Source organism: Photobacterium pectinilyticum (assembly GCF_024357955.1).
Classification (GTDB): domain Bacteria; phylum Pseudomonadota; class Gammaproteobacteria; order Enterobacterales; family Vibrionaceae; genus Photobacterium; species Photobacterium pectinilyticum.
In genome coordinates this window covers 33190-55278 of sequence record NZ_JANEYT010000024.1, presented here as the reverse complement: position 1 = coordinate 55278, position 22089 = coordinate 33190, and the positions used below count along the sequence as shown (strand labels likewise).

19 protein-coding genes and 1 pseudogene are annotated in these 22089 nt (G+C 51.2%); 10 read left to right on the top strand and 10 right to left on the bottom strand.

What is annotated here, in order from left to right:
* Positions 1-90: 90 nt before the first annotated feature.
* A complete protein-coding gene (locus NHN17_RS12235) occupies positions 91-768 on the bottom strand; it encodes a FadR/GntR family transcriptional regulator (protein ID WP_255042859.1) in 678 nt (225 codons plus the stop codon).
* Between the two features lie 343 nt (positions 769-1111).
* On the opposite strand from NHN17_RS12235, the gene NHN17_RS12230 reads away from it, so the two are divergent.
* The 5 genes from NHN17_RS12230 (at position 1112) to NHN17_RS12210 (ending at position 5174) form a co-directional block, all read left to right on the top strand.
* The gene (locus tag NHN17_RS12230; RefSeq protein WP_255042839.1) at positions 1112-1291 is read left to right on the top strand and encodes a hypothetical protein; all 180 of its coding nucleotides are present in this window, start codon (positions 1112-1114) and stop codon (positions 1289-1291) included.
* Between the two features lie 142 nt (positions 1292-1433).
* Positions 1434-1700 carry a YihD family protein gene (locus tag NHN17_RS12225; RefSeq protein WP_255042838.1) on the top strand — a complete coding sequence of 89 codons (267 nt, stop codon included), beginning with the start codon at positions 1434-1436 and terminating at the stop codon, positions 1698-1700.
* Between the two features lie 271 nt (positions 1701-1971).
* Complete coding sequence (ccoG, locus tag NHN17_RS12220) at positions 1972-3396, top strand: cytochrome c oxidase accessory protein CcoG (protein WP_255042837.1); 1425 nt, start codon at positions 1972-1974, stop codon at positions 3394-3396.
* 110 nt (positions 3397-3506) lie between these two features.
* Entirely contained in the window at positions 3507-4499 is a 993-nt protein-coding gene (locus NHN17_RS12215; protein WP_255042836.1) for a serine/threonine protein kinase, read from the top strand.
* Between the two features lie 72 nt (positions 4500-4571).
* The gene (locus NHN17_RS12210; protein WP_255042835.1) at positions 4572-5174 is read left to right on the top strand and encodes a DsbA family protein; all 603 of its coding nucleotides are present in this window, start codon (positions 4572-4574) and stop codon (positions 5172-5174) included.
* A 102-nt stretch (positions 5175-5276) separates the two neighbouring features.
* Here NHN17_RS12210 and NHN17_RS12205 read toward each other — a convergent pair.
* Positions 5277-6805 (bottom strand): annotated as a pseudogene (locus NHN17_RS12205) (YifB family Mg chelatase-like AAA ATPase).
* Between the two features lie 415 nt (positions 6806-7220).
* Here NHN17_RS12205 and ilvG point away from each other — a divergent pair.
* The 5 genes from ilvG to ilvA all read left to right on the top strand — a co-directional run bounded on the left by ilvG (position 7221) and on the right by ilvA (position 13543).
* Positions 7221-8867, top strand: coding sequence for an acetolactate synthase 2 catalytic subunit (gene ilvG / locus NHN17_RS12200; protein WP_255042834.1), 1647 nt, complete (start codon positions 7221-7223; stop codon positions 8865-8867).
* A complete protein-coding gene (gene ilvM, locus NHN17_RS12195; RefSeq protein ID WP_255042833.1) occupies positions 8867-9115 on the top strand; it encodes an acetolactate synthase 2 small subunit in 249 nt (82 codons plus the stop codon). The genes ilvG and ilvM overlap by 1 nt, the downstream gene beginning before the upstream one ends.
* 20 nt (positions 9116-9135) lie before the next feature.
* Positions 9136-10071, top strand: a complete 936-nt coding sequence (gene ilvE / locus NHN17_RS12190) for a branched-chain-amino-acid transaminase (protein ID WP_255042832.1) — start codon at positions 9136-9138, stop codon at positions 10069-10071.
* A gap of 70 nt (positions 10072-10141) precedes the next feature.
* A complete protein-coding gene (gene ilvD / locus NHN17_RS12185) occupies positions 10142-11983 on the top strand; it encodes a dihydroxy-acid dehydratase (protein WP_255042831.1) in 1842 nt (613 codons plus the stop codon).
* Between the two features lie 6 nt (positions 11984-11989).
* Positions 11990-13543 carry a threonine ammonia-lyase, biosynthetic gene (ilvA, locus tag NHN17_RS12180; protein ID WP_255042858.1) on the top strand — a complete coding sequence of 518 codons (1554 nt, stop codon included), beginning with the start codon at positions 11990-11992 and terminating at the stop codon, positions 13541-13543.
* Positions 13544-13604: 61 nt separating this feature from the next.
* Here ilvA and NHN17_RS12175 read toward each other — a convergent pair whose 3' ends face one another.
* The 8 genes from NHN17_RS12175 to atpG all read right to left on the bottom strand — a co-directional run bounded on the left by NHN17_RS12175 (position 13605) and on the right by atpG (position 22045).
* The gene (locus NHN17_RS12175) at positions 13605-13994 is read right to left on the bottom strand and encodes a helix-turn-helix transcriptional regulator (protein WP_255042830.1); all 390 of its coding nucleotides are present in this window, start codon (positions 13992-13994) and stop codon (positions 13605-13607) included.
* Positions 13995-14222: 228 nt separating this feature from the next.
* Complete coding sequence (locus NHN17_RS12170) at positions 14223-14603, bottom strand: helix-turn-helix transcriptional regulator (RefSeq protein ID WP_255042829.1); 381 nt, start codon at positions 14601-14603, stop codon at positions 14223-14225.
* Positions 14604-14921: 318 nt separating this feature from the next.
* Positions 14922-16754 (bottom strand): glutamine--fructose-6-phosphate transaminase (isomerizing), encoded by a 1833-nt coding sequence (gene glmS, locus NHN17_RS12165; RefSeq protein WP_255042828.1) that lies wholly within the window; start codon positions 16752-16754, stop codon positions 14922-14924.
* An 18-nt stretch (positions 16755-16772) separates the two neighbouring features.
* A complete protein-coding gene (locus tag NHN17_RS12160) occupies positions 16773-17540 on the bottom strand; it encodes a DeoR/GlpR family DNA-binding transcription regulator (protein WP_255042827.1) in 768 nt (255 codons plus the stop codon).
* Between the two features lie 196 nt (positions 17541-17736).
* A complete protein-coding gene (glmU, locus tag NHN17_RS12155; RefSeq protein WP_255042826.1) occupies positions 17737-19095 on the bottom strand; it encodes a bifunctional UDP-N-acetylglucosamine diphosphorylase/glucosamine-1-phosphate N-acetyltransferase GlmU in 1359 nt (452 codons plus the stop codon).
* A 204-nt stretch (positions 19096-19299) separates the two neighbouring features.
* The gene (locus NHN17_RS12150) at positions 19300-19722 is read right to left on the bottom strand and encodes a F0F1 ATP synthase subunit epsilon (protein WP_255042825.1); all 423 of its coding nucleotides are present in this window, start codon (positions 19720-19722) and stop codon (positions 19300-19302) included.
* Between the two features lie 17 nt (positions 19723-19739).
* The gene (atpD, locus tag NHN17_RS12145; protein ID WP_107351512.1) at positions 19740-21146 is read right to left on the bottom strand and encodes a F0F1 ATP synthase subunit beta; all 1407 of its coding nucleotides are present in this window, start codon (positions 21144-21146) and stop codon (positions 19740-19742) included.
* A gap of 32 nt (positions 21147-21178) precedes the next feature.
* Positions 21179-22045, bottom strand: coding sequence for a F0F1 ATP synthase subunit gamma (atpG, locus tag NHN17_RS12140; protein ID WP_255042824.1), 867 nt, complete (start codon positions 22043-22045; stop codon positions 21179-21181).
* Positions 22046-22089: the final 44 nt, after the last annotated feature.

Here is a 22089-nt window from a genome sequence, read left to right as displayed (position 1 = left end):
TATTGCAGTGAACACCCTGTTGTCGCAAGAGCAGACTTAGCGATCTGGTGCACAAACAAAAAAACGAAGCCTTTGCTTCGTTTTCCTGGTTTAGCGCAGCAGTTCGATAGTAGCCTGTCTGGCTGCTTCCGGATCGCGGGTCATAATGCCGTCGACCACTTGCTGATGCAATTCAAGCTTGAGCAGCTTCTCGCGGGTGATCACCCTGAAATAGCTCTCGAACACCGCTTTGAACAAAATACCGAATGGACTGATAAAGTGATTACCTGAGGCAAAGTAAATCAACTGGTGATAACGGGTATCGACTTCGACCCAGCGGTCTTGGTCAAACTTTTCGCCCAAGGCGTGCATCTCTGCCATCAGGCTACATAACTCTTCGCGATCAGCTTCATTGGCATTGACAGCTGTCAGGGCGGCAGCCTCAGGCTCAAGCGATATCCTTACCCGTTGGAACTCAGAGACTAAATCACTTTGCTGTTCGAAGTTAAGCCAAGCCAGCAGGTCTTGATCCAGATAATTCCAGTTTCTCTTCGGCAATACCCGGGTACCAATACGAGGGCGGGGTAGTACCATCCCTTTGGCCGCCAGCATTTTGATGGCTTCACGGATAGCGGTCCGGCTGACACCATACATTTCGCCCAGTTCCACTTCACCCGGTAGGATTTCTCCCGGTGCGGTTTCCCCACGCAAGATCTGTTGCCCGATAGACTCTGCCAGTTTATAGGACAAGTTACGGCTGGTAACCCGTCGCTGCTGATCGTGATCCATTAACTCCCTCCAGAGGCTGTAGTTATTGTCCTGACTGTGCTTGCCAGACAGGCTCTTATTGCCAGCAATGGCTGCATTAGACCACAAAGTGAAACCAGATAAACGGCTTATCTTCACAGATGACGAGACGGGTAACATTTCGCTTGTAAGGCCCGGTAAAAAACAAGGGGTAAGCACCTTAACGGCGGTCAAATAACACTCGACTTAATGATAGGTTGTTGCTATTCTCGCCGCGAAAATTAAACACCATTTTATTTCCGCACAGGAACGGCCCTGCCAACAGTAAAGATGCTGAAATAATGTATTCAACCGGCCACGGAAGCGCCTGACCAATAGGTAAAACATGCGCACAGCCTCGTTTGTCAGGTACAACACACCTCGCAGCCCATCTCGTCTGCGTAGTACCTCGCACGCCCCAACACTAAAAAGCAAAACAACCAAAGCCGCAGTTCAGTCCCTACCGGTGATCCCAGCCCCTCATCAGGCCGACATCACCAGCAGCGACAGTGAAAAAGCAGCGTAGTAACACTTCGCATTCAGGGCAGCCTTCGGGCTGCCCTTTTATTTATATCCGCCTATTTGTATCCATCCGTGCTTTGTTATAACGTTACCCCACTAAAAATAATAACCATATAGTTAACCAGCCTTTACTAAGCGGAGTTGTTATGAAGACCCATCGCGTCAATGAAATGATCGAGCTCATCCACCCAGAATGGCTCAAAGAACCAGAAATGAACTTAGTTGAGTTCTTGCTGAAACTGGCACAAGAAGCTAAATTCGAAGGCAAACTGGAAGATCTGACTGATGATACCCTTATCTATCACCTGAAGATGCGCAACAGCGAGAAGCAGGAAATGATCCCAGGCATCGCCAAGGATTGCGAAGACGACTTCAAAACCGCAATCTTGCGTGCTCGCGGCATCCTCAAATGATCTCAGTGCTGGGCTGCTCAGGCCCAGCATTTTCGTCTTCTTTGCGACTAAGTCTTCCCTTCTTTATATTAGCCACTTCATCCCCGTGACCTCACACTCTGCGGCATCCGTTGCCTAAATTATGACCTCGCTAGAGTATTCATGCTCTCGGCTGGGATATACTTTGCCGGTAACATTTATTTACCAGTTCCAACTTTACGATTACAACGTACTGGCCGGCAACGTACTGGCCGCGCGCTGCCTGTGAGGCAGCATCCAAGGAAGTAATGTCATGACCCAAGAGAAAATAAAGATTAAGGATGTCACCCCGCCCACGGTTAATCCCAAGACCCACAAAGGGGGAGCGGATCGCTTCAATCCCGGCAACCGGATATATGTCCGGGCCGCCAAAGGGATTTACCAACAGCTGCGCCGTCGAATGGGCTGGCTGCTGATGCTGCTATTTATGGGACTACCGTGGATCCCCTACGGCGACCGCCAGGCGATCTTGCTCGATATCGGCCAGCAGCAATTCCACTTTTTCGGTACCACCCTTTGGCCCCAGGATCTGACCCTGCTGGCTACCCTGTTTATGATTGCCGCTTTTGCCCTGTTTTTTATCACTACCTTTCTTGGACGAGTTTGGTGCGGCTACTTCTGTCCCCAGACCGTTTGGACATTCATCTATATCTGGTGCGAAGAAAAACTCGAGGGACCAGCTAACAAGCGCCGCAAGCAAGACAGCATGAAACCCACCGCCAAGCTCATTGGCCGTAAAATCCTCAAGCATATTGCCTGGCTGGCCGTTGCCCTTGCGACCGGCCTAACCTTTGTTGGCTACTTCCTACCCGTCAAATCCTTGGTGATTGACTTCTTTACCTTCGGTACCAGCTTCTGGGCTGGCTTCTGGGTACTATTCTTTACCGGCTGTACCTATGCCAACGCTGGCTGGATGCGATCGATAGTCTGTATCCACATGTGCCCCTACGCTCGCTTCCAGTCAGCAATGTTCGATAAGGACACCTATATCGTTGGTTATGATGTTGCACGGGGTGAAGCACGTGGCCCCAGACCACGCAAGAAAGATCCCAAAACGCTCGGCCTCGGTGACTGTATCGACTGCAACCTCTGCGTGCAGGTCTGTCCGACGGGGATCGATATCCGCGACGGCCTGCAATATGAGTGCATCAACTGCGGCGCCTGTGTCGACGCCTGTGATGAGACCATGACGCGAATGGGCTATGACAAACGCCTGATCAGTTATACCACCGAGCATAAGCTAGAAGGGCATAGCACCCATGTTATGCGGCCCAAGCTGCTCGGCTATGGCGGTGTGATGGTGGCGATGGTCGGCCTGTTCTTCTATCTATTCGCGTCCGTTCAACCTATGGGGCTGGATGTGCTCCGCGACCGCAGCCAGCTATTCCGGATCAACAACGAAGGCTTGGTGGAAAACACCTATACCCTAAAAATCCTCAACAAAACCCAACAAGATACCCGCTATACCCTCGCGGTCAGCGGTATCGAAGAGATTGAGTGGTACGGTCCACAGCAAGTCAGTGTTACCGCCGGAGAGATCTTTACCTTGCCAGTGAGCCTGGGAGTGGACCCATACCTGCTACAAGGTAATATTGCCGATATCATCTTTACCCTCACGCGGGAAGGTGACGGACACCAAGTCCAGACCGAAAGCCGCTTTATCGGTGAACTTCGCTAGCTCGGTACCCACCTAGCCAGTGCAAAATAATGTAAAGGGGGGGCCACCAAAGGCCCTTTCTTATTATGGTGTTATAATTGCGTACAATCTGTACCTAGTGGAAAGTCACGATGACACAACAACACGGCTTCAACTTTGCCGACCTGAACCCAGACTTATTGCTTGATGCCCTTGACAGCATTGGCATCCGTGCTGAATCCGGCCTGCTTCCGCTCAACAGCTATGAGAACCGGGTTTACCAGTTTGTCGCCGAAGACGGTGCCCGCTATGTCACCAAGTTCTATCGCCCTCAGCGCTGGACCAACGAGCAAATCGATGAGGAGCACCAGTTCACACTGGAGCTGGCCGAACAGGAGATCCCCGTTGCTGCACCGATCAAGATTGATGGTCGCACACTGCATCCATTTCATCAGTACCACCGTTTAGCCTTATTTCCAAGCATGGGTGGACGCCAGTTTGAAGTCGACAACTTTGACCAGTTGGAGTGGGTCGGTCGTTTCCTTGGCCGGATCCACCAGGTTGGCCAGCGTACGGCCTTTCAACACCGCCCAACTATCGGCCTTGATGAGTACCTCTATCTGCCTCGTCAGGTTCTCGAGCAATCTGCGATGATCCCCGATCACCTCAAGCACGTTTTCTTCTCCGATCTCGATACCCTGATCCGCGAACTCGAGCAGCAATGGCATACTGACTGGACGTCAATCCGTCTCCATGGTGACTGCCACCCCGGTAATATCCTCTGGCGTGACGGCCCACTGTTCGTCGACTTGGACGATGCCCGCAATGGCCCGGCAGTCCAGGATTTGTGGATGCTGCTCAACGGCGATCGCCACGACCAACTGGCCCAGTTGGATACTATTCTGGAAGCCTATTGTGAGTTTGCCGATTTCGATCAAAAACAGTTGCAACTGATCGAGCCTTTGCGCGGTCTTAGAATGGTACATTACATGGCATGGTTGGCACGACGCTGGGAAGATCCCGCTTTCCCACACGCCTTCCCGTGGTTTGCCGATGCCAAGTACTGGGAAGGGCAAGTGCTGGCATTCAAGGAGCAGCTGGCCGCCCTCAATGAGCCGCCATTGCAACTGATGCCACAATGGTAATAATACTAATCACAATATAAGAGAAATAACCGCGTTATTTCAGATCTTTGATTTAAGGGAGTAATTTGATTCATGTTTAAGAAAATCCTAGCTTTTGCCAGCGTGGCACTGCTGTCGCTATCCGTACAGGCAGCCAAGTTTACTGAAGGGGAATATTACAAGGTATTGGAACTGCCAAAATCCAGCAGCCCAGTGGTCACCGAGTTCTTCTCATTCTACTGCCCACACTGTAATAGCTTCGAGCCGATCATCCAGCAGCTGAAGCAAAACCTGCCGGATAATGCCAAGCTGCAGAAGAACCACGTATCGTTCATGGGCGGTAACATGGGTAAATCAATGAGCAAGGCCTATGCGACCTCAGTGGTGCTTGGTGTCGAAGATAAAATCACACCAGTGCTGTTTGCCCGCGTCCATGACATGCAAAAGCCACCACGCAACGATGATGAACTACGCCAAATATTCATTGATGAAGGGGTTAGCGCAGAAGACTTTGACGGTGCTTTCAACAGCTTTGCAGTGAATTCGATGGTCAACCGCTTCAACAAGGCCTTCCAGGACAGCGGCCTGACTGGCGTTCCTGCCATCATCGTCAACAACAAGTACCTGGTTGAGGCTGGCAAGGTCAAATCCGTTGACGAGTACTTCGAGTTGGTGAACTACCTACTGACCAAGTAAGCCTGCTCAACAATACGCGATAGAAGACAAAAAGGCCTACGGGCCTTTTTTGCTTTCTATCCCTTGTTTTCACACTCTCCTTATCTCTCCCCCACTATCACGCTACACAGCCTGTGCCGTCAACTGGCGCAATAACCTGTCCATCGCTCGGTAGCCCAATGCTTCGGCAAGGTGCCTACGCTCAATGGCCTCACACCCAGCGAGATCGGCGATAGTCCTCGCCACTTTGATGATCCGGTGATAGGCACGAATAGATAACCCGAGCTGGTGCAAGGCCGTTTCGAGAAACTCAGCATCTTGCTTGCCGAGCTTACAGAAGGTATCCAGTTCGCGCGTTCCCAGCAGAGCATTGACCCGGCCACTGCGTTCAACCATGACCTCTCTGGCGGTCCATACCCGCTCGCGGATCACCGTACTGGGCTCGCCCCGATCGCCACCATCGGCCAAGGTCCCTCTTGGCAAAGCCGGGATCTCAATCGACATATCAAAGCGGTCCAGCAACGGACCTGACAACCGACTAAGATAGCGCAGTATGGCCTGGGGATTGGTGCGCGACTGGTTACCTTCATAAAAACCGGTCGGGCTTGGATTCATGGCTCCGATCAACTGAAACCGGGCCGGGAAGGTGGTCTTACTGGTGGCGCGGGAAATCACGATTTCTCCCGATTCCAATGGCTCACGCAGCGAGTCCAGCGCCTTGCGCTCAAACTCCGGCATCTCCATCAAGGAATAAGATTCCGTTGTGGGCTAGGGATATTTCACCGGGGCGAGGCACCGAACCGCCACCGACCAAGGCCGCCATCGAACTGGAATGATGGGGAGTGCGAAAGGGCCGTCGGCGCCAGTTACCTTCATGGATATGCTGTTGAGTTAGCGAGGCCACCGCCGCCGTTTCCATCGCCTCCTCGATAGACATCGCTGGCAGCAAATCACACAACCTCGAGGCCAGCATCGTTTTCCCGGTTCCGGGCGGACCAAGAAATAACAGGTTATGGCCACCTGCTGCCGCAATCTCCAGTGCTCGCTTGCCCTGTTGCTGGCCGATGATATCTTGCATATCCCGCTCTGGTGCCACCCTATCTTCCACACCGAGGGTTGCTGACTGCGCCAGAGCAAGCTCACCCTGCCCATGCAAATGGCCACAGACCGCCAACAAGCTCGGTGCCGATTTATGGCACTCTTTGCCAACCAACGCGACCTGATCACCATTGCCATCGGGCACCACCAAGCAACGCTTGGCCTGCCCGGCAGCTAAGGCTGCGGGTAGGGCCCCTTTGATCGGGCGCAACTCACCGGATAGCGCCAACTCTCCTAAAAATTCAACGTTATGAAGCTTATTGGCCGGTATTTGCTCCGAAGCGGCAAGGATCCCAAGTGCGATAGGCAAATCGAACCGGCCACCTTCCTTGGGTAAATCGGCTGGTGCCAAGTTAACCGTAATACATTGACGGAAACTCGAACCCGGCATTAACAATGGCACTGCGCACCCTGTCCTTGGCTTCCTTAACACTGGTTTCCGGCAGGCCAACTAATGTTAAGGCTGGCATACCATTACTGATATGCACCTCAACGGTGACGGCAGGGGCCTGTACCCCTACGCAGGCACGGCTGTGAATAATGGCAAGGTTCATCTGTAGTCATCCTGCTGTTATTTCAAACAAAAAAGTTAAATATTTTCACTGAATACGTTTCATCAATAGCCTATTTATGCAGTCTAATTGAAAATTAATTTTAAATTTTTTCTTGTCATGCGAGCGATGTCTGTGTTACCACTAGGTCAACACAACGTCTAAACATAAAAACCGGACAGACAGTCAATGCAATTTATGGCCAACGCCCTCCAACTCATTATCAACGTCATCGTGGTGCTTATTTCACTACGAGGGGGACAGGCAGGCGTAAATTAGCTGACAAGCACAACAAACGCAGAAAAGCCCCCTAAGCCAACAGGCCAGGGGGCTTTTTTTTGGACTATCTAATGAAATATGCCGATTAAACCAACAACCAATCAGCATGTCGCAGGCAAGGAAACAGGGGAGAGCAGCGATGACGGGAGCAGAGTTAGTCGTAACGGCGCTGCAGAAGCAGGGGATCAAAACGATATTTGGCTATCCGGGTGGTGCCATCATGCCCATTTATGATGCCCTCTATGACGGTGGCGTCGAGCACATTTTGTGCCGCCACGAACAAGGCGCAGCCATGGCCGCTATCGGTATGGCCAGATCAACACAGGACGTGGCAGTATGCATGGCCACGTCAGGCCCCGGCGCCACCAACCTGATGACAGGACTGGCCGATGCCTTCCTCGACTCTGTGCCGATTGTCGCCATCACAGGGCAAGTTGCCAGCTCGCACATCGGCACCGACGCCTTCCAGGAGATGGATGTGATCGGCATGTCGCTAGCCTGTGCCAAGCACAGCTACCTGGTGACTGATATAGACGATCTAATCCCCACCTTGGCCGAGGCATTCGAAGTCGCCAAAGCCGGCCGTCCTGGCCCGGTGGTGGTCGATATCGCCAAAGATGTCCAACTCGCCCAGGCACCTGATGGGGATTTGACACCGATCACCCCACCAGCACTGCCAGTAGCTACCACCGAGCAGGTAGCCACTGCCCAGCAGCTACTGTCTGAAAGCCAGCGCCCGGTGCTTTACGTGGGTGGCGGTGTCCAGTTAGCCAAAGCCACCAACACCGTGCGCACTTTCCTTACCATGAACCCGATGCCGTCGGTCAGCACCCTCAAAGGACTGGGCACCATTGAACGCCACGACCCGCACTACTTAGGTATGCTGGGGATGCACGGCACCAAAACCGCCAATTTGGTGGTTCAGGAGTGTGACCTGCTGATTGTCGTCGGTGCCCGCTTCGATGACCGAGTCACCGGCAAACTGGATACCTTCGCCCCTCACGCCAAGGTGATCCATATCGACATCGATGCTGCCGAGTTCAACAAATTACGCCATGCCCACGCCCCGCTGCGCGGAGATATTAATGTCATCCTGCCGCAGCTGGAGCTAAGCCAAAACATCAATGACTGGGCTGATTATACCGCCAGCCTGCGTCAGCAAAACAAGTGGCGCTATGATCATCCGGGCGACTTAATCTATGCCCCACTGCTAATGAAACAACTGTCTGACATGATGCCTGACAGCGCCATGATCTCAACCGACGTTGGCCAACACCAAATGTGGGCAGCCCAGCATATGCAGCCCCGCGAACCGCAGAATTACATCACCTCAGCCGGTCTCGGCACCATGGGCTTCGGCCTGCCGGCAGCAATGGGCGCCAAAGTCGCCCGTCCGGATGACGAATCCATTCTGATCACCGGTGACGGCTCGTTCATGATGAACATCCAGGAATTGGGTACCCTCAAACGACGCCAGATCCCGGTCAAGATGGTCCTTATCAACAATCAGCGTCTGGGTATGGTGCGCCAATGGCAGTCCCTGTTCTTCGATGGCCGCCACAGCGAAACCATCCTCGATGACAACCCTGATTTTGTGATGCTGGCCAAGGCCTTCGATATCCCGGGTAAAACCATCACCCGTAAAGAAGATGTGGAGCCGGCCCTGAAAGAGATGCTGGCAAGCAAGACGGCTTATTTACTCCATGTATTGATCTCTGAAGAAGACAATGTATGGCCCCTCGTACCACCTGGCGCAGCGAATCAAGATATGCTGGAGAATACTTAATGGACAGATATTTACTCGACATCAAAGCGGATGATAAGCCAGTATTACTAGAACGTATCTTGCGGGTGATCCGTCACCGTGGTTTTGTGATAAAACAAGTGAATGCAACTCAAAACCACGAAAGCAAAATCGCCAGTATCGAAATCCTTGTCGACAGCGACCGCCCAATAACGACGCTGATCGATCAAATCGAGAAACTTTGGGATATTCGTACCGTAGAAACCACACTCGTAGCTAACCGAGATTAGATTTTAAGGAAGGAACAAACATGGCCAACACAGCGGATTTTATTTGGTTCAACGGTGAAATGATGCCTTGGGGCGATGCCAAGGTACATGTGCTAACGCATGCCATGCACTACGGTACCTCGGTCTTCGAAGGTATTCGCTGCTACAACACCCCGAAAGGTCCAGCGATCTTCCGTCACAAAGAGCATATGGATCGTCTGAAGAACTCAGCCAAAATATACCGCTTCCCGATCCCATACAGCGCCGATGAGCTAATGGAAGTATGCCGTGAAACATTGCGAGTGAATAAGCTCGATTCCGCTTATATCCGCCCGCTCGCCTATGTGGGTAATGTTGGCCTGGGTGTCTGCCCACCAGTGGATACTGAAATGGACGTCATGGTTGCCGCTTTCCCTTGGGGCTCTTACCTCGGCGAAGAGGCGTTAGAAAACGGGGTCGATGCAATGATTTCGAGTTGGAACCGTGCTGCACCGAATACTATCCCAACCGCGGCAAAAGCTGGTGGTAACTACCTGTCTTCCCTACTTGTGGGTGGTGAAGCCCGTCGCCATGGTTATGCCGAAGGGATCGCGCTAAGTGTTGACGGCTACCTGTCTGAAGGGGCAGGTGAGAACCTGTTTGTGATCCGTAACGGCATCTTGTCAACACCACCAGCAACCAGTGCCATCTTACCGGGTATCACCCGCGATACCATCATGATCCTAGCCAAAGAACATGGCTATGAAGTCCGCGAAGAGAACATTGCCCGCGAAGCCCTGTACCTGGCCGATGAAATTTTCATGACCGGTACCGCAGCCGAAATCGTCCCGGTCCGCAGCGTCGATCAGATCACTGTCGGTGAAGGCAAGCGCGGCCCGGTGACCAAGGTACTGCAGGAAGCCTACTTCGGCCTGTTCAATGGTACCACCGAAGACAAGTGGGGTTGGCTTGACTACGTTTACCCTACCAATAAGTAAACACTGACTTAGCGGCCGGTGACCAAACCACACCCACCGGCCATGCAATACAGCAAAAGGATTTTTCGTTATGCCCAAGTACCGTTCCGCCACCACCACCCACGGCCGCAATATGGCTGGTGCCCGTGCCCTATGGCGCGCCACCGGCGTAAAAGATGAAGATTTCGGCAAGCCGATTATTGCGGTGGTGAACTCGTTCACCCAATTTGTTCCGGGTCACGTCCATCTTAAGGATCTGGGCCAGTTAGTCGCGAAGGAAATTGAAGCGGCGGGCGGTATCGCCAAAGAATTTAACACCATTGCCGTTGATGATGGTATCGCTATGGGCCACGGCGGGATGCTGTACTCATTGCCATCGCGTGAGCTGATCGCCGACTCAGTTGAATACATGGTCAACGCCCACTGTGCCGATGCCATGGTATGTATCTCGAACTGCGATAAAATCACCCCCGGGATGCTGATGGCCTCACTGCGCCTCAATATTCCGGTAATTTTTGTTTCCGGCGGTCCAATGGAAGCCGGTAAGACTAAACTGTCGGATCAGATCCTCAAGCTTGATCTGGTTGACGCAATGATCCAGGGTGCCGATCCAAATGTTTCCGACGAACAGAGCGAGCAGATCGAACGCTCCGCCTGTCCGACCTGTGGTTCATGCTCGGGTATGTTCACTGCCAACTCGATGAACTGTCTGACCGAAGCTCTAGGGCTGAGCCAACCAGGTAACGGCTCGATGTTGGCCACCCACGCCGATCGTGAACAATTGTTTATCAATGCCGGTAAACGCGTGGTTGAGCTAACCAAGCGATACTACGAACAAGATGATGAAAGCGCCTTGCCTCGCAACATTGCAACCAAGCAAGCATTCGAAAACGCCATGGCCCTTGATATTGCCATGGGCGGCTCGACCAATACCGTACTCCACCTGCTGGCTGCCGCGCAGGAAGGTGAAATTGACTTCACCATGGAAGACATCGACCGCATGTCACGCCGCGTACCACACTTATGTAAAGTGGCACCATCAACCCAGAAATACCACATGGAAGATGTCCACCGTGCGGGTGGGGTATACAGCATTCTTGCCGAGCTCGATCGCGCCAATTTGTTCCACAATGATTGCTACAACATCCTGGGTGAGCAATTCTCGGAAAGCTTCAAGCACTACGATATCGTCCAGACCCAGTCAGAAGAAGTGAAGTCCTTCTTCCGTGCTGGACCTGCAGGGATCCGTACTACCCAGGCTTTCTCGCAAGACTGCCGCTGGGACAGCCTGGATGACGACCGCGAAAATGGCTGTATCCGCAACAAAGAACATGCCTTTAGCCAAGACGGTGGCCTGGCCGTGCTTTCCGGCAACATGGCACTCGACGGCTGTATCGTGAAAACCGCTGGCGTTGATGAGAGCTGCCTAACCTTTACCGGTCCGGCAATTGTCTTCGAAAGCCAGGAAACGGCAGTAGAGGGCATCTTAGCCGGCAAAGTGAAAGCCGGCGATGTCGTCGTTATTCGCTACGAAGGACCGAAAGGCGGCCCGGGCATGCAAGAAATGCTTTACCCAACCACTTACCTCAAATCAATGGGGCTGGGCAAAGAGTGTGCCCTGATCACCGACGGACGTTTCTCCGGCGGTACCAGCGGCTTGTCGATCGGCCACGTATCACCGGAAGCGGCCAGCGGCGGCACCATAGGCTTGATTGAAAATGGCGATACCATTGCCATTGATATCCCGAACCGCAGTATCGACCTACAGGTTGATGAGGCAACACTGGCCAGTCGCCGTGCGCAAACAGAGCGACGAGGCTGGAAGCCACTAGACCGCCAGCGCGAAGTCTCGTTTGCCCTGCGTGCCTACGCCAACCTCGCCACCAGTGCCGACCAAGGGGCTGTGCGTGATAAATCGAAACTAGAAGGATAAAACATGATGAGCGAAGTAACCCTGGCCAAGGATGTAGAGCTGTTAAGCGGAGCCGATTACCTTCGCGATATTCTCCGAGCACCTGTGTATGAGGTGGCACAAGTCACCCCATTACAAACGATGGATCGTCTGGCAGCACGGATTGGCAACCACGTACAACTTAAGCGAGAAGACCGCCAACCGGTCCACTCGTTCAAGCTGCGTGGTGCCTATAACATGATGTCCCAACTTACCGAAACCCAGCGTCAGGCTGGGGTGATTGCCGCTTCTGCAGGTAATCATGCCCAGGGGCTTGCCATGTCAGGCAAGCACCTCGGGGTATCGGCAACGATTGTCATGCCACGTACCACCCCGGATATCAAAGTCGATGCTGTGCGTAGCTTTGGTGGGAAAGTGGTTCTACATGGTGGTAACTTTGACGAAGCCAAAGCCCATGCAGAAACCTTAGCCAAGCAACACGGCTATACCTTCATCCCGCCTTTCGATCACCCCGCGGTGATCGCCGGTCAAGGCACTATTGGCGTTGAGCTTGTGCAACAAAATGGTCATCTCGACTATATCTTTGTTCCTGTTGGTGGCGGGGGGATTGCAGCAGGTGTCGCAGTACTTATCAAACAGCTGATGCCACAAATCAAAGTGATCGGGGTCGAAGCTGAAGATTCTGCCTGCCTACGTGCAGCACTCGATGCCGGAGAGCCGGTAACCCTAGATCAAGTCGGCATGTTTGCCGATGGTGTTGCGGTAAAACGCATCGGAGAAGAGACCTTTCGTCTGTGCCAGCAGTACCTCGATGACTCCATCACCGTCAGCAGCGATGAAATCTGCTCGGCGGTTAAAGATATTTTCGAAGATACCCGGGCGATCGCTGAACCTTCAGGTGCCCTGTCTCTGGCCGGACTGAAGAAGTTTGCTGATCGCCACCAGCTCAAAGACAAACAGCTTGCCGCGGTACTATCGGGCGCAAACCTCAACTTCCACGGCTTGCGTTATGTGTCTGAGCGTTGTGAGCTGGGCGAAAAACGCGAAGGGTTATTAGCCGTTACTATCCCTGAGCGGCCTGGAGCATTTCTTGATTTCTGCCATATCCTTGGCGGCCGTGCCGTCACCGAATTCAACTACCGTTACAACAACGACAGCTTGGCCAATGTGTTTGTCGGGGTAAGATTGCTCCAAGGGCAAGAAGAGCTCGATAACATCATTGCTGACTTGCGCAAGGGCGGATACCCGGTAGTCGATTTATCCGATGACGAAATGGCCAAAGTCCATGTCCGCTATATGATTGGCGGCCGGCCTTCCAAGCCATTGAAGGAGCGGCTGTACAGTTTTGAGTTTCCGGAGTATCCCGGTGCTCTGCTCAAGTTCCTCAATACCTTAGGCACTCACTGGAATATCAGCCTGTTCAACTACCGCAACCATGGTGCAGATTATGGCAGGGTGCTGTGTGGATTTGAGCTGGAAGAGCAAGATTTATTGTCCTTTACCAGCCACCTGCGTGAGCTCGGTTACAGTTGGAAAGACGAAACAGACAATCCGGCTTACCAGTTTTTCCTCGCTCAGTAACTACTGAGCTTGCTGGTAACAATCGAAAACTGAAGCAAACCACTATCACACACAAGGCAGCCTACTGGGCTGCTTTGATTTCTCGACCTCCATTCACACCTAAGTATTCAACCATGACTTTGAGCTGATTAATGTGGCCGATAAGCAACTTACTACGCAATGGTTCTGCAAGTTGCTCATACAAAGCAGTTAGTTGCAGCAGTTCAGATTTTAGTTGCTCATGCTGCATCTCCGGACGCTGAATATCAAATACAAACCACCCGAGCGGTTGATCGGTCAGTTCAGCAATCCTCACCAAGGTGGAAATCCTTGGCTCTGTTTTTCCCGACTCGAGATCCAGATAAGTTTGTCTGGCAACATCCAGATGTTTGGCCATCGCAACCTGAGAGATCCCCCTCCACTCCCGCGCATCCTTGATTCTTTGTGCAATCCACGATTTTTCCTGTTCCATAGCGTCCCCATGTATACCCCCCATCTACAGAGCATACTCTGAGCAGCTGGGAGGAATATCTCACTTCCTTAATGAGTATAATGTCATTCATATGACAATTATTCATTAAGAACAATGATTTACACATCAGGCAAATTTATAAACTGTGAGCCCCTCCCTTTGTTGACCAGCTATTAAGGCACATTGCAAATCTATATGTCAGCATACTCCGACACTCATCTGGCTTCATCACGACTTATCTCGCTGGGTTAACGCTCGGGTATACTCCGCCATAAATCCGGCCAAATTAATGCTTTGCTGCAGAATAACGTTCCTCGCAGAGTGGGGTAATCGACTAAAATACTGCAGCAAACGATCAATTTCTTCCTTGTACTCACTTTCCAGTATTTCAATGCCTTCATCACCATACACAAACCAAGTCAATGGCCGTTCAGTTATCGCCGAAATTTCCGACAGCATCCGCACCTTGGGCTCGGTTTTACCCGTTTCCAAATCCAGATAGGTCTGCCGTGCGACCTTAAGTTGCTGAGCCATATGAACCTGGGTCAAGCCTTTCCATTCCCTGGCTTCTTTAATACGGGCTGCTATTTGAGCTTTCGGATCTGTCATGTCACACCTCCAATACACACAATGAATAATGCCTAGCTTTCATTACTGGATTGCACAACATAAGCCAACTTGAAGTAATTCTAACAATCAATTTAATAACAACAAGTTAAGCTCAAGCACTATTTGTAATGTTGTAATTTGGTTTGCAAATAGTAACCAGGCTGTCTGGGTTTTGTAATTCGCAAAGAAATCCTTCAGCCCTGTCTAGATAGTAGACCCTCCCGTCTTGACCCAATAAAAAAGGCACCCACTTGGGTGCCTTTTCTCACTTTTGAGACAAACTACGAAGCTGTCATCTAACAGCTAACAGCCTGATTTTTATTCTACTGTTACAGCCTTGGCTAGGTTACGTGGCTGATCGACATCGGTACCTTTGATTAATGCAACATGGTAAGACAATAATTGCATTGGAACCGTGTAATAGATAGGTGCTGTGATTTCACTGATGTGAGGCATAGTGATAATCTTCATGCCTTCATCGGCTTCAAACCCTGCGTCTTGGTCGGCAAAGACGTAAAGTAGGCCACCACGTGCACGTACTTCTTCAACGTTCGATTTTAGCTTTTCGAGTAAGTCATTGCTTGGGGCAACAACAACAACCGGCATGTCTGCGTCAATCAGTGCTAACGGGCCATGTTTAAGCTCACCCGCCGCATAAGCTTCTGCGTGGATGTAAGAGATCTCTTTCAGTTTCAGCGATGCTTCCATCGCAATAGGGTAGAACTCGCCACGACCTAAGAATAGGGTGTGGTGTTTGTCCGCGAAATCGGGTGCCAGTGCTTCAATCTCTTTATCAAGCGTCAGTGCTTGTTCGATATGCGCTGGCAGTTCATGCAGTGCCTTAACGATTTCTGCTTCTTTCTCATCATTAATGCGACCTTGCAAGCGCCCTATTGACGTTACCATCATTAGCATTGCAGCAAGTTGGGTTGTGAAGGCTTTGGTTGACGCAACGCCGATTTCGGTTCCTGCACGGGTCATGAAGGCAAAATCCGACTCACGAACCAAAGAAGAGCCAGCAACATTACAGATAGTCATCGCTGACATGTAACCTTTCTCTTTCGCTAGGCGAAGTGCGGCCAGCGTATCGGCTGTTTCACCTGACTGGGAGAGAGTCACAAGTAGGCTATTTGGACGAACGACAAAATCTCGGTAGCGGAACTCAGATGCGATTTCTACGTCACAGCTAACGCCAGCGAGCGATTCGAACCAATAGCGAGCAGCCATACCTGAGTTGTAAGACGTACCACAAGCGATGATTTGAACGTGCTCAACTTTACGTAAGATCTCTTCTGCTTTAACGCCAATCGCATTGGTGATCACAGCCGTTTCTGAGATACGACCTTCCATGGTGTTGATCAAGGCCGTCGGTTGCTCGAAAATCTCTTTCTGCATGAAGTGACGGTATTTACCTTTATCACCCGCATCGTGTTCAGCATTTGATTCAACGATTTCACGCTCGATACGCTCACCAGTGGCGTCAAAAACAGTGACGTCACGACGGGTGATCTCAGCAACATCACCTTCTTCCAAGTACATGAAGCGACGCGTGACACTAAGTAGCGCGAGTTGGTCAGAAGCAAGGAAGTTCTCACCAACACCAAAACCAATTACGATAGGGCTACCAGAGCGGGCCACCACAATGCGACTTGGATCTTTACGATCAACAGCAACGGTTCCGTATGCGCCCTCAAGTTGCTTCGCGGTTTTCTGTAGCGCTTCAACGAGAGACTCTGAAGTACGAAGTTCCCATTCAACAAGGTGAGCAATAACTTCAGTATCTGTTTGTGAAGTAAATACGTAGCCACGCGCTTGTAGGGTAGCGCGAAGCTCTTCGTGGTTTTCGATAATTCCGTTATGTACAACCGCGATATCACCGGACATGTGTGGGTGGGCATTCGCTTCAGACGGTTCACCGTGAGTAGCCCAACGAGTATGTGCGATACCAGTACCGCCCAGTACATCTTGGGAGTTAACGGCATCTGCGAGTTCTTGCACTTTACCCAAGCGACGGACTCGAGTCAGGTTCGACTCACCATCAACAACCGCAACACCGGCTGAATCATAGCCGCGGTACTCAAGGCGACGTAGCCCTTCAACCAGAATTTCCGCCACATCACGCTGTGCTACTGCACCAACAATTCCACACATAGTTTCTTGCTCCTAAATTTATTCCGCCGCCGCGCAAATAACCTGCACGCCATGCTGTTCAATCTGTTGTTTGGCTTCCATGTCCAAGCCGTTATCGGTGATCAATGTACTGATGTTGCTCCACGGCAACTCAAGGTTGGGGATCTTGCGGCCGATCTTGCTCGACTCAACCATCACGACGACTTCGCGCGATACCTCGGCCATTACCCGGCTCAAGCCCACCAATTCATTAAACGTCGTTGTACCCCGCGCAATATCTATGCCATCGGCCCCAATAAAGAGCTGATCAAAGTCATACGAGCGCAGAACTGATTCAGCCACTTGGCCTTGGAATGCCTCGGAATGCGGATCCCATGTGCCCCCTGTCATCAACAGGGTCGGCTCGTTTTCCAATGCATTAAGGGCGTTGGCGACATTAAGCGAGTTGGTCATCACAATCAGACCATGCTTGTCATTAAGCAGGCTGATCAAGCTGGCTGTGGTACTGCCGCTGTCGATAATGATCCGGTTATGGTCACGGATCCGTGCGGCAGCCGCCTTAGCAATAGCCAACTTACGAACCGAAACTTGCTCTTCCGGCTCATTGACCATTTCTGTTGGTATGGAAACCGCACCACCATAACGGCGCAACAACAAGCCATTTTTTTCTAGCGCAGCTAGGTCTTTGCGGACAGTAACTTCGGATGTAGCGAAGTGCTTAGCCAGTGTGTCAACACTGATTTCGCCCTGTTCATTGACCATGGAAAGAATGGCATGACGGCGCTGTTGGGTATTTCGCTTGGACATGAATTTACGAACTGATAACCATAAGTTTCGATTTGAAAGCAATATTAGCAGATCAAAACTTTTTTGATCAACCATGTGCAATTAATTTTTTATTCGAAAGAAGAGGGGAAAGAGACAGTAAATCTTTGCCGCAGGCATAAAAAAGGCAAGGACTACGCCTTGCCTTTGCTCATTCAAGAAGGATTACGGAGGGTAATTACTTCTTCTCTGGGCGCTTCCAGCCTTTGACGGTACGGGCAGGCGCTCGGGTGATCACCAGCTCGCCTTCACCCACATTGCGGTTGATCGTCGCACCGGCACCAATCGTAGCCCCTTTACCCACTTTCACGGGAGCAATCAGCTGAGTATCAGAGCCAACAAACACATCATCGGCTATCTCGGTCTTGAACTTGTTAGCACCGTCATAGTTACAGGTAATGGTACCGGCACCAATGTTCACACGGTCGCCAATCTCTGCATCACCAAGGTAAGTGAGGTGGTTTGCCTTCGAGCCCTTGCCCAAACGAGACTTCTTCATTTCAACGAAGTTACCAACGTGCGAGTCCCCCATCAGCTCAGCTCCCGGACGTAAGCGGGTAAACGGGCCAACAGTACAATCTTCACCGACCGTCGCGCCTTCAATCACGCTGTAAGGACGGATAATAGTATTATCATCAATCTCACAATCTTTCAGGATTGAACCGGCACCAATTATCACATTATTACCCAGTGATACGCTGCCTTCGATAATGACATTCACATCGATTTCGATATCAGTGCCGCACTGCAGTTCACCACGCAGATCAAAACGGGCCGGATCGCGCAGCATCACGCCTTGCTCCAACAAACGCTCAGCCTGCATGCCTTGGAAGGCACGTTCCAGCCGAGCCAGCTGTACGCGGTTGTTGACACCTTCAACTTCAATAGTACGCACCGGGTGAACCGCTTCTACTGCACGACCTTCGTTGTGGGCAATTTCGATGATATCGGTCAGGTAGTATTCACCCTGGGCATTATCGTTTTTCAATGATGACAGCCAGCGCTTGAGATCGCCACCATTGGCAACCATTACTCCAGTATTGATTTCCTTGATCAGCTTTTGCTCTTCCGACGCATCTTTCTGTTCGACAATCGCCACCACAGGGCCATTGCGACGCACGATACGGCCATAGCCGGTCGGGTTATCAAGCACCACGGTCAACAAGGCGATGCCGCCTTCAGGCTGGGCATCAAGCAGATTTTCCAGCGTTTCACTGCTGATCAGCGGTACGTCGCCATAAAGAATAAGCACCTTCTCGTCGTCCGCCAAGCCAGGGCAAGCCTGGTTAACCGCGTGCCCCGTACCCAGCTGCTCGGCCTGAAGCACCCAGTTAACCGGCTCGGCACTCAAGGCTGCCTGCATCTGATCGCCACCGTGGCCATAAACCAGGTGAATACTGTTGGCGCCAAGTCCGGCACAAGTATCAATAACGTGTTTGGCCATGGGTTTGCCCGCCAGTGTGTGCAGCACTTTAGGCAGGTTGGAGTACATGCGGGTTCCTTTTCCCGCGGCGAGAATCACAGCACTGAAGCTCATGAATTAATCCTCTTGGTGCATATTAAATTAGTTTCCTTGGGGCATTGTATAATGACAAAGGCAATGGCGGCAGGAAAATAGATCTTTTTTTATGAGTAATAACTCACACTTGGCACGGCAACAGAGCATGGCAAAAAACAGCCAGTGTGAGACTGGGCATAAAAAAAGCGACCCTAAGGTCGCCTTTTTACATCATGCGCCAACTTAGCGCGCTTTTCTTGTCAACTCGATAACTCGAAGCTGAGCAATCGCTTTAGCTAGGTCACTGGCCGCTTGGGCAAAGTCGATATCGCCATGCTGATTATGGATACGTTCCTCAGCCTGACGTTTCGCTTCTTGCGCTTTCGCTGCGTCCAGATCTTCACCGCGGATAGCAGTGTCAGCCAGCACGGTCACCGTGCCCGGCTGAACCTCCAACATGCCACCAGAGAGGTAGATCACCTCTTCGTCACCATGCTGTTTGGTAATACGGACCATACCTGGCGTTATAGCGGTCAGCAGCGGAGTGTGTCCTGCGTGAATACCCAGTTCACCTTCGCTACCGGTCACCTGAATGTCTTCAGCGCGGCCAGAGAACAAACGTTTCTCTGCACTGACTACGTCCAGATGGAAGGTTATCGCTGCCATGTCGCCTCCTAGTCAGCTTAAAGCTTCTTCGCGTTTTCCAACACGTCTTCAATCGCACCACAGTACATAAATGCCTGCTCTGGGATATCGTCGTATTCGCCCGCTAAAATGCCTTTGAAACTACGCAGTGTCTCTTTCAGAGATACGTAGATACCAGGGTCGCCAGTAAAGACTTCTGCAACGTGGTAAGGCTGAGTTAGGAAACGTTCAATCTTACGTGCACGAGATACAGCTTGCTTATCTTCTTCAGATAGCTCGTCCATACCAAGGATTGCAATGATGTCTTTCAGCTCTTTGTAACGCTGTAGCAAGCTCTGAACGCCACGAGCAATGTCGTAGTGCTCTTGGCCAACCACTAGAGGATCAAGCATACGAGATGTTGAGTCTAGTGGATCGATCGCTGGGTATAGGCCAAGCGATGCGATTTGACGAGAAAGTACAACCGTCGCATCCAAGTGAGCAAACGTCGTTGCTGGCGATGGATCCGTCAAGTCATCCGCAGGTACGTAAACGGCCTGAACAGATGTGATAGAGCCTGACTTAGTCGATGTGATACGTTCCTGAAGAACACCCATCTCTTCTGCAAGCGTTGGCTGGTAGCCTACCGCAGATGGCATACGGCCCAATAGCGCCGATACCTCTGTACCCGCAAGGGTATAGCGGTAGATGTTATCGATAAACAATAGTACATCACGGCCTTCATCACGGAAGCGTTCTGCCATTGTTAGGCCAGTCAAAGCAACACGAAGACGGTTACCTGGTGGCTCGTTCATCTGACCGTAAACCATCGCTACTTTTGATTCTTCAGGCTTCTCAACGTTAACAACGCCCGCTTCCTGCATCTCAAAGTAGAAATCGTTACCTTCACGCGTACGCTCACCAACACCGGCAAATACAGATAGGCCAGAGTGCTGTAGGGCGATGTTGTTGATAAGTTCCATCATGTTAACGGTCTTACCAACACCAGCACCACCGAATAAACCGATTTTACCACCCTTAGCGAACGGACAAATCAAGTCGATTACTTTAACGCCGGTTTCTAGAAGTGCGGTTTCGTTTGATTGCTCTTCGTAGCTAGGTGCTTCACGGTGGATAGAGTAGCGCTCTTTCTCACCGATCTCACCACACTCATCAATTGGCTGACCCAGAACGTTCATGATACGTCCTAGTGTTGCAGTACCAACTGGAACCTCAATTGGGCGGCCTGTATTTTCAACAGACAAACCACGACGTAAGCCATCAGAAGTACCCATAGCGATACCACGAACAACACCACCACCAAGCTGTTGCTGAACTTCCAGTACTAGCGTACCGTTTTCTTTCGCATCAACGTGTAGGGCGTCGTATACCTGTGGTACAGAGTCCTGTGGAAACTCTACGTCGACTACCGCACCGATGATCTGTACGATCTTACCTGTAGCCATCGTTAATCCTCTAAACTTATTAATTCTTTGCCTTAAACAGCAGATGCACCAGAAACGATTTCTGACAGCTCTTGTGTAATCGCCGCCTGACGGGCTTTGTTATACACAAGCTGCAATTCATCAATCAGATTTCCTGCATTATCTGTTGCTGCTTTCATCGCAACCATTCGTGCCGCTTGCTCACTGGCAAGGTTCTCGACAACGCCCTGGTATACCTGTGATTCGACATAGCGAATCAATAGGGTATCCAGCAGGGCTTTCGGCTCGGGCTCATAAATGTAATCCCAAGAATGGTTACGCTGCATTTCTTCGTCTTCTGACTTAGGCAAAGGCAGCAATTGATCGATCACTGGTTCCTGGACCATGGTGTTTACAAACTTGTTGTACACCAGGTAAAGGCGATCCAGTTGGCCTTCATCATATTTCTTCAGCATGACACCAACAGTACCAATCAGCTCATCTACCGATGGGTTGTCACCCAAACCGGATACCTGAGCCAGTACGTTACCGCCGTAGCTATTGAAAAAGCCAGTTGCCTTTGCACCAACCAGTGCAAGGTCAATATCTGCGCCTTTTTCATTCCAACCTTGAATATCTGCCATCACTTGCTTGAACAGGTTAATGTTCAAACCGCCACACAGACCACGGTCAGTAGAAACAATGATGTAACCCACGCGCTTGGCTTCACGCTCCTCAAGATAAGGGTGCTTATACTCGAGGCTACCAAGGGCGATATGACCGATCACTTTGCGCATAGTTTGTGCGTATGGACGTGATGATTCCATTGCTTCTTGCGTTTTACGCATCTTAGAAGCAGCAACCATCTCCATCGCTTTAGTGATCTTCTGAGTGTTTTTAACACTACCGATCTTGTTACGAATCTCTTTTGCGCCGGCCATCGTTACTCTCCGTTAGTAGGTGATCGCAAGCGACCACCAACCAA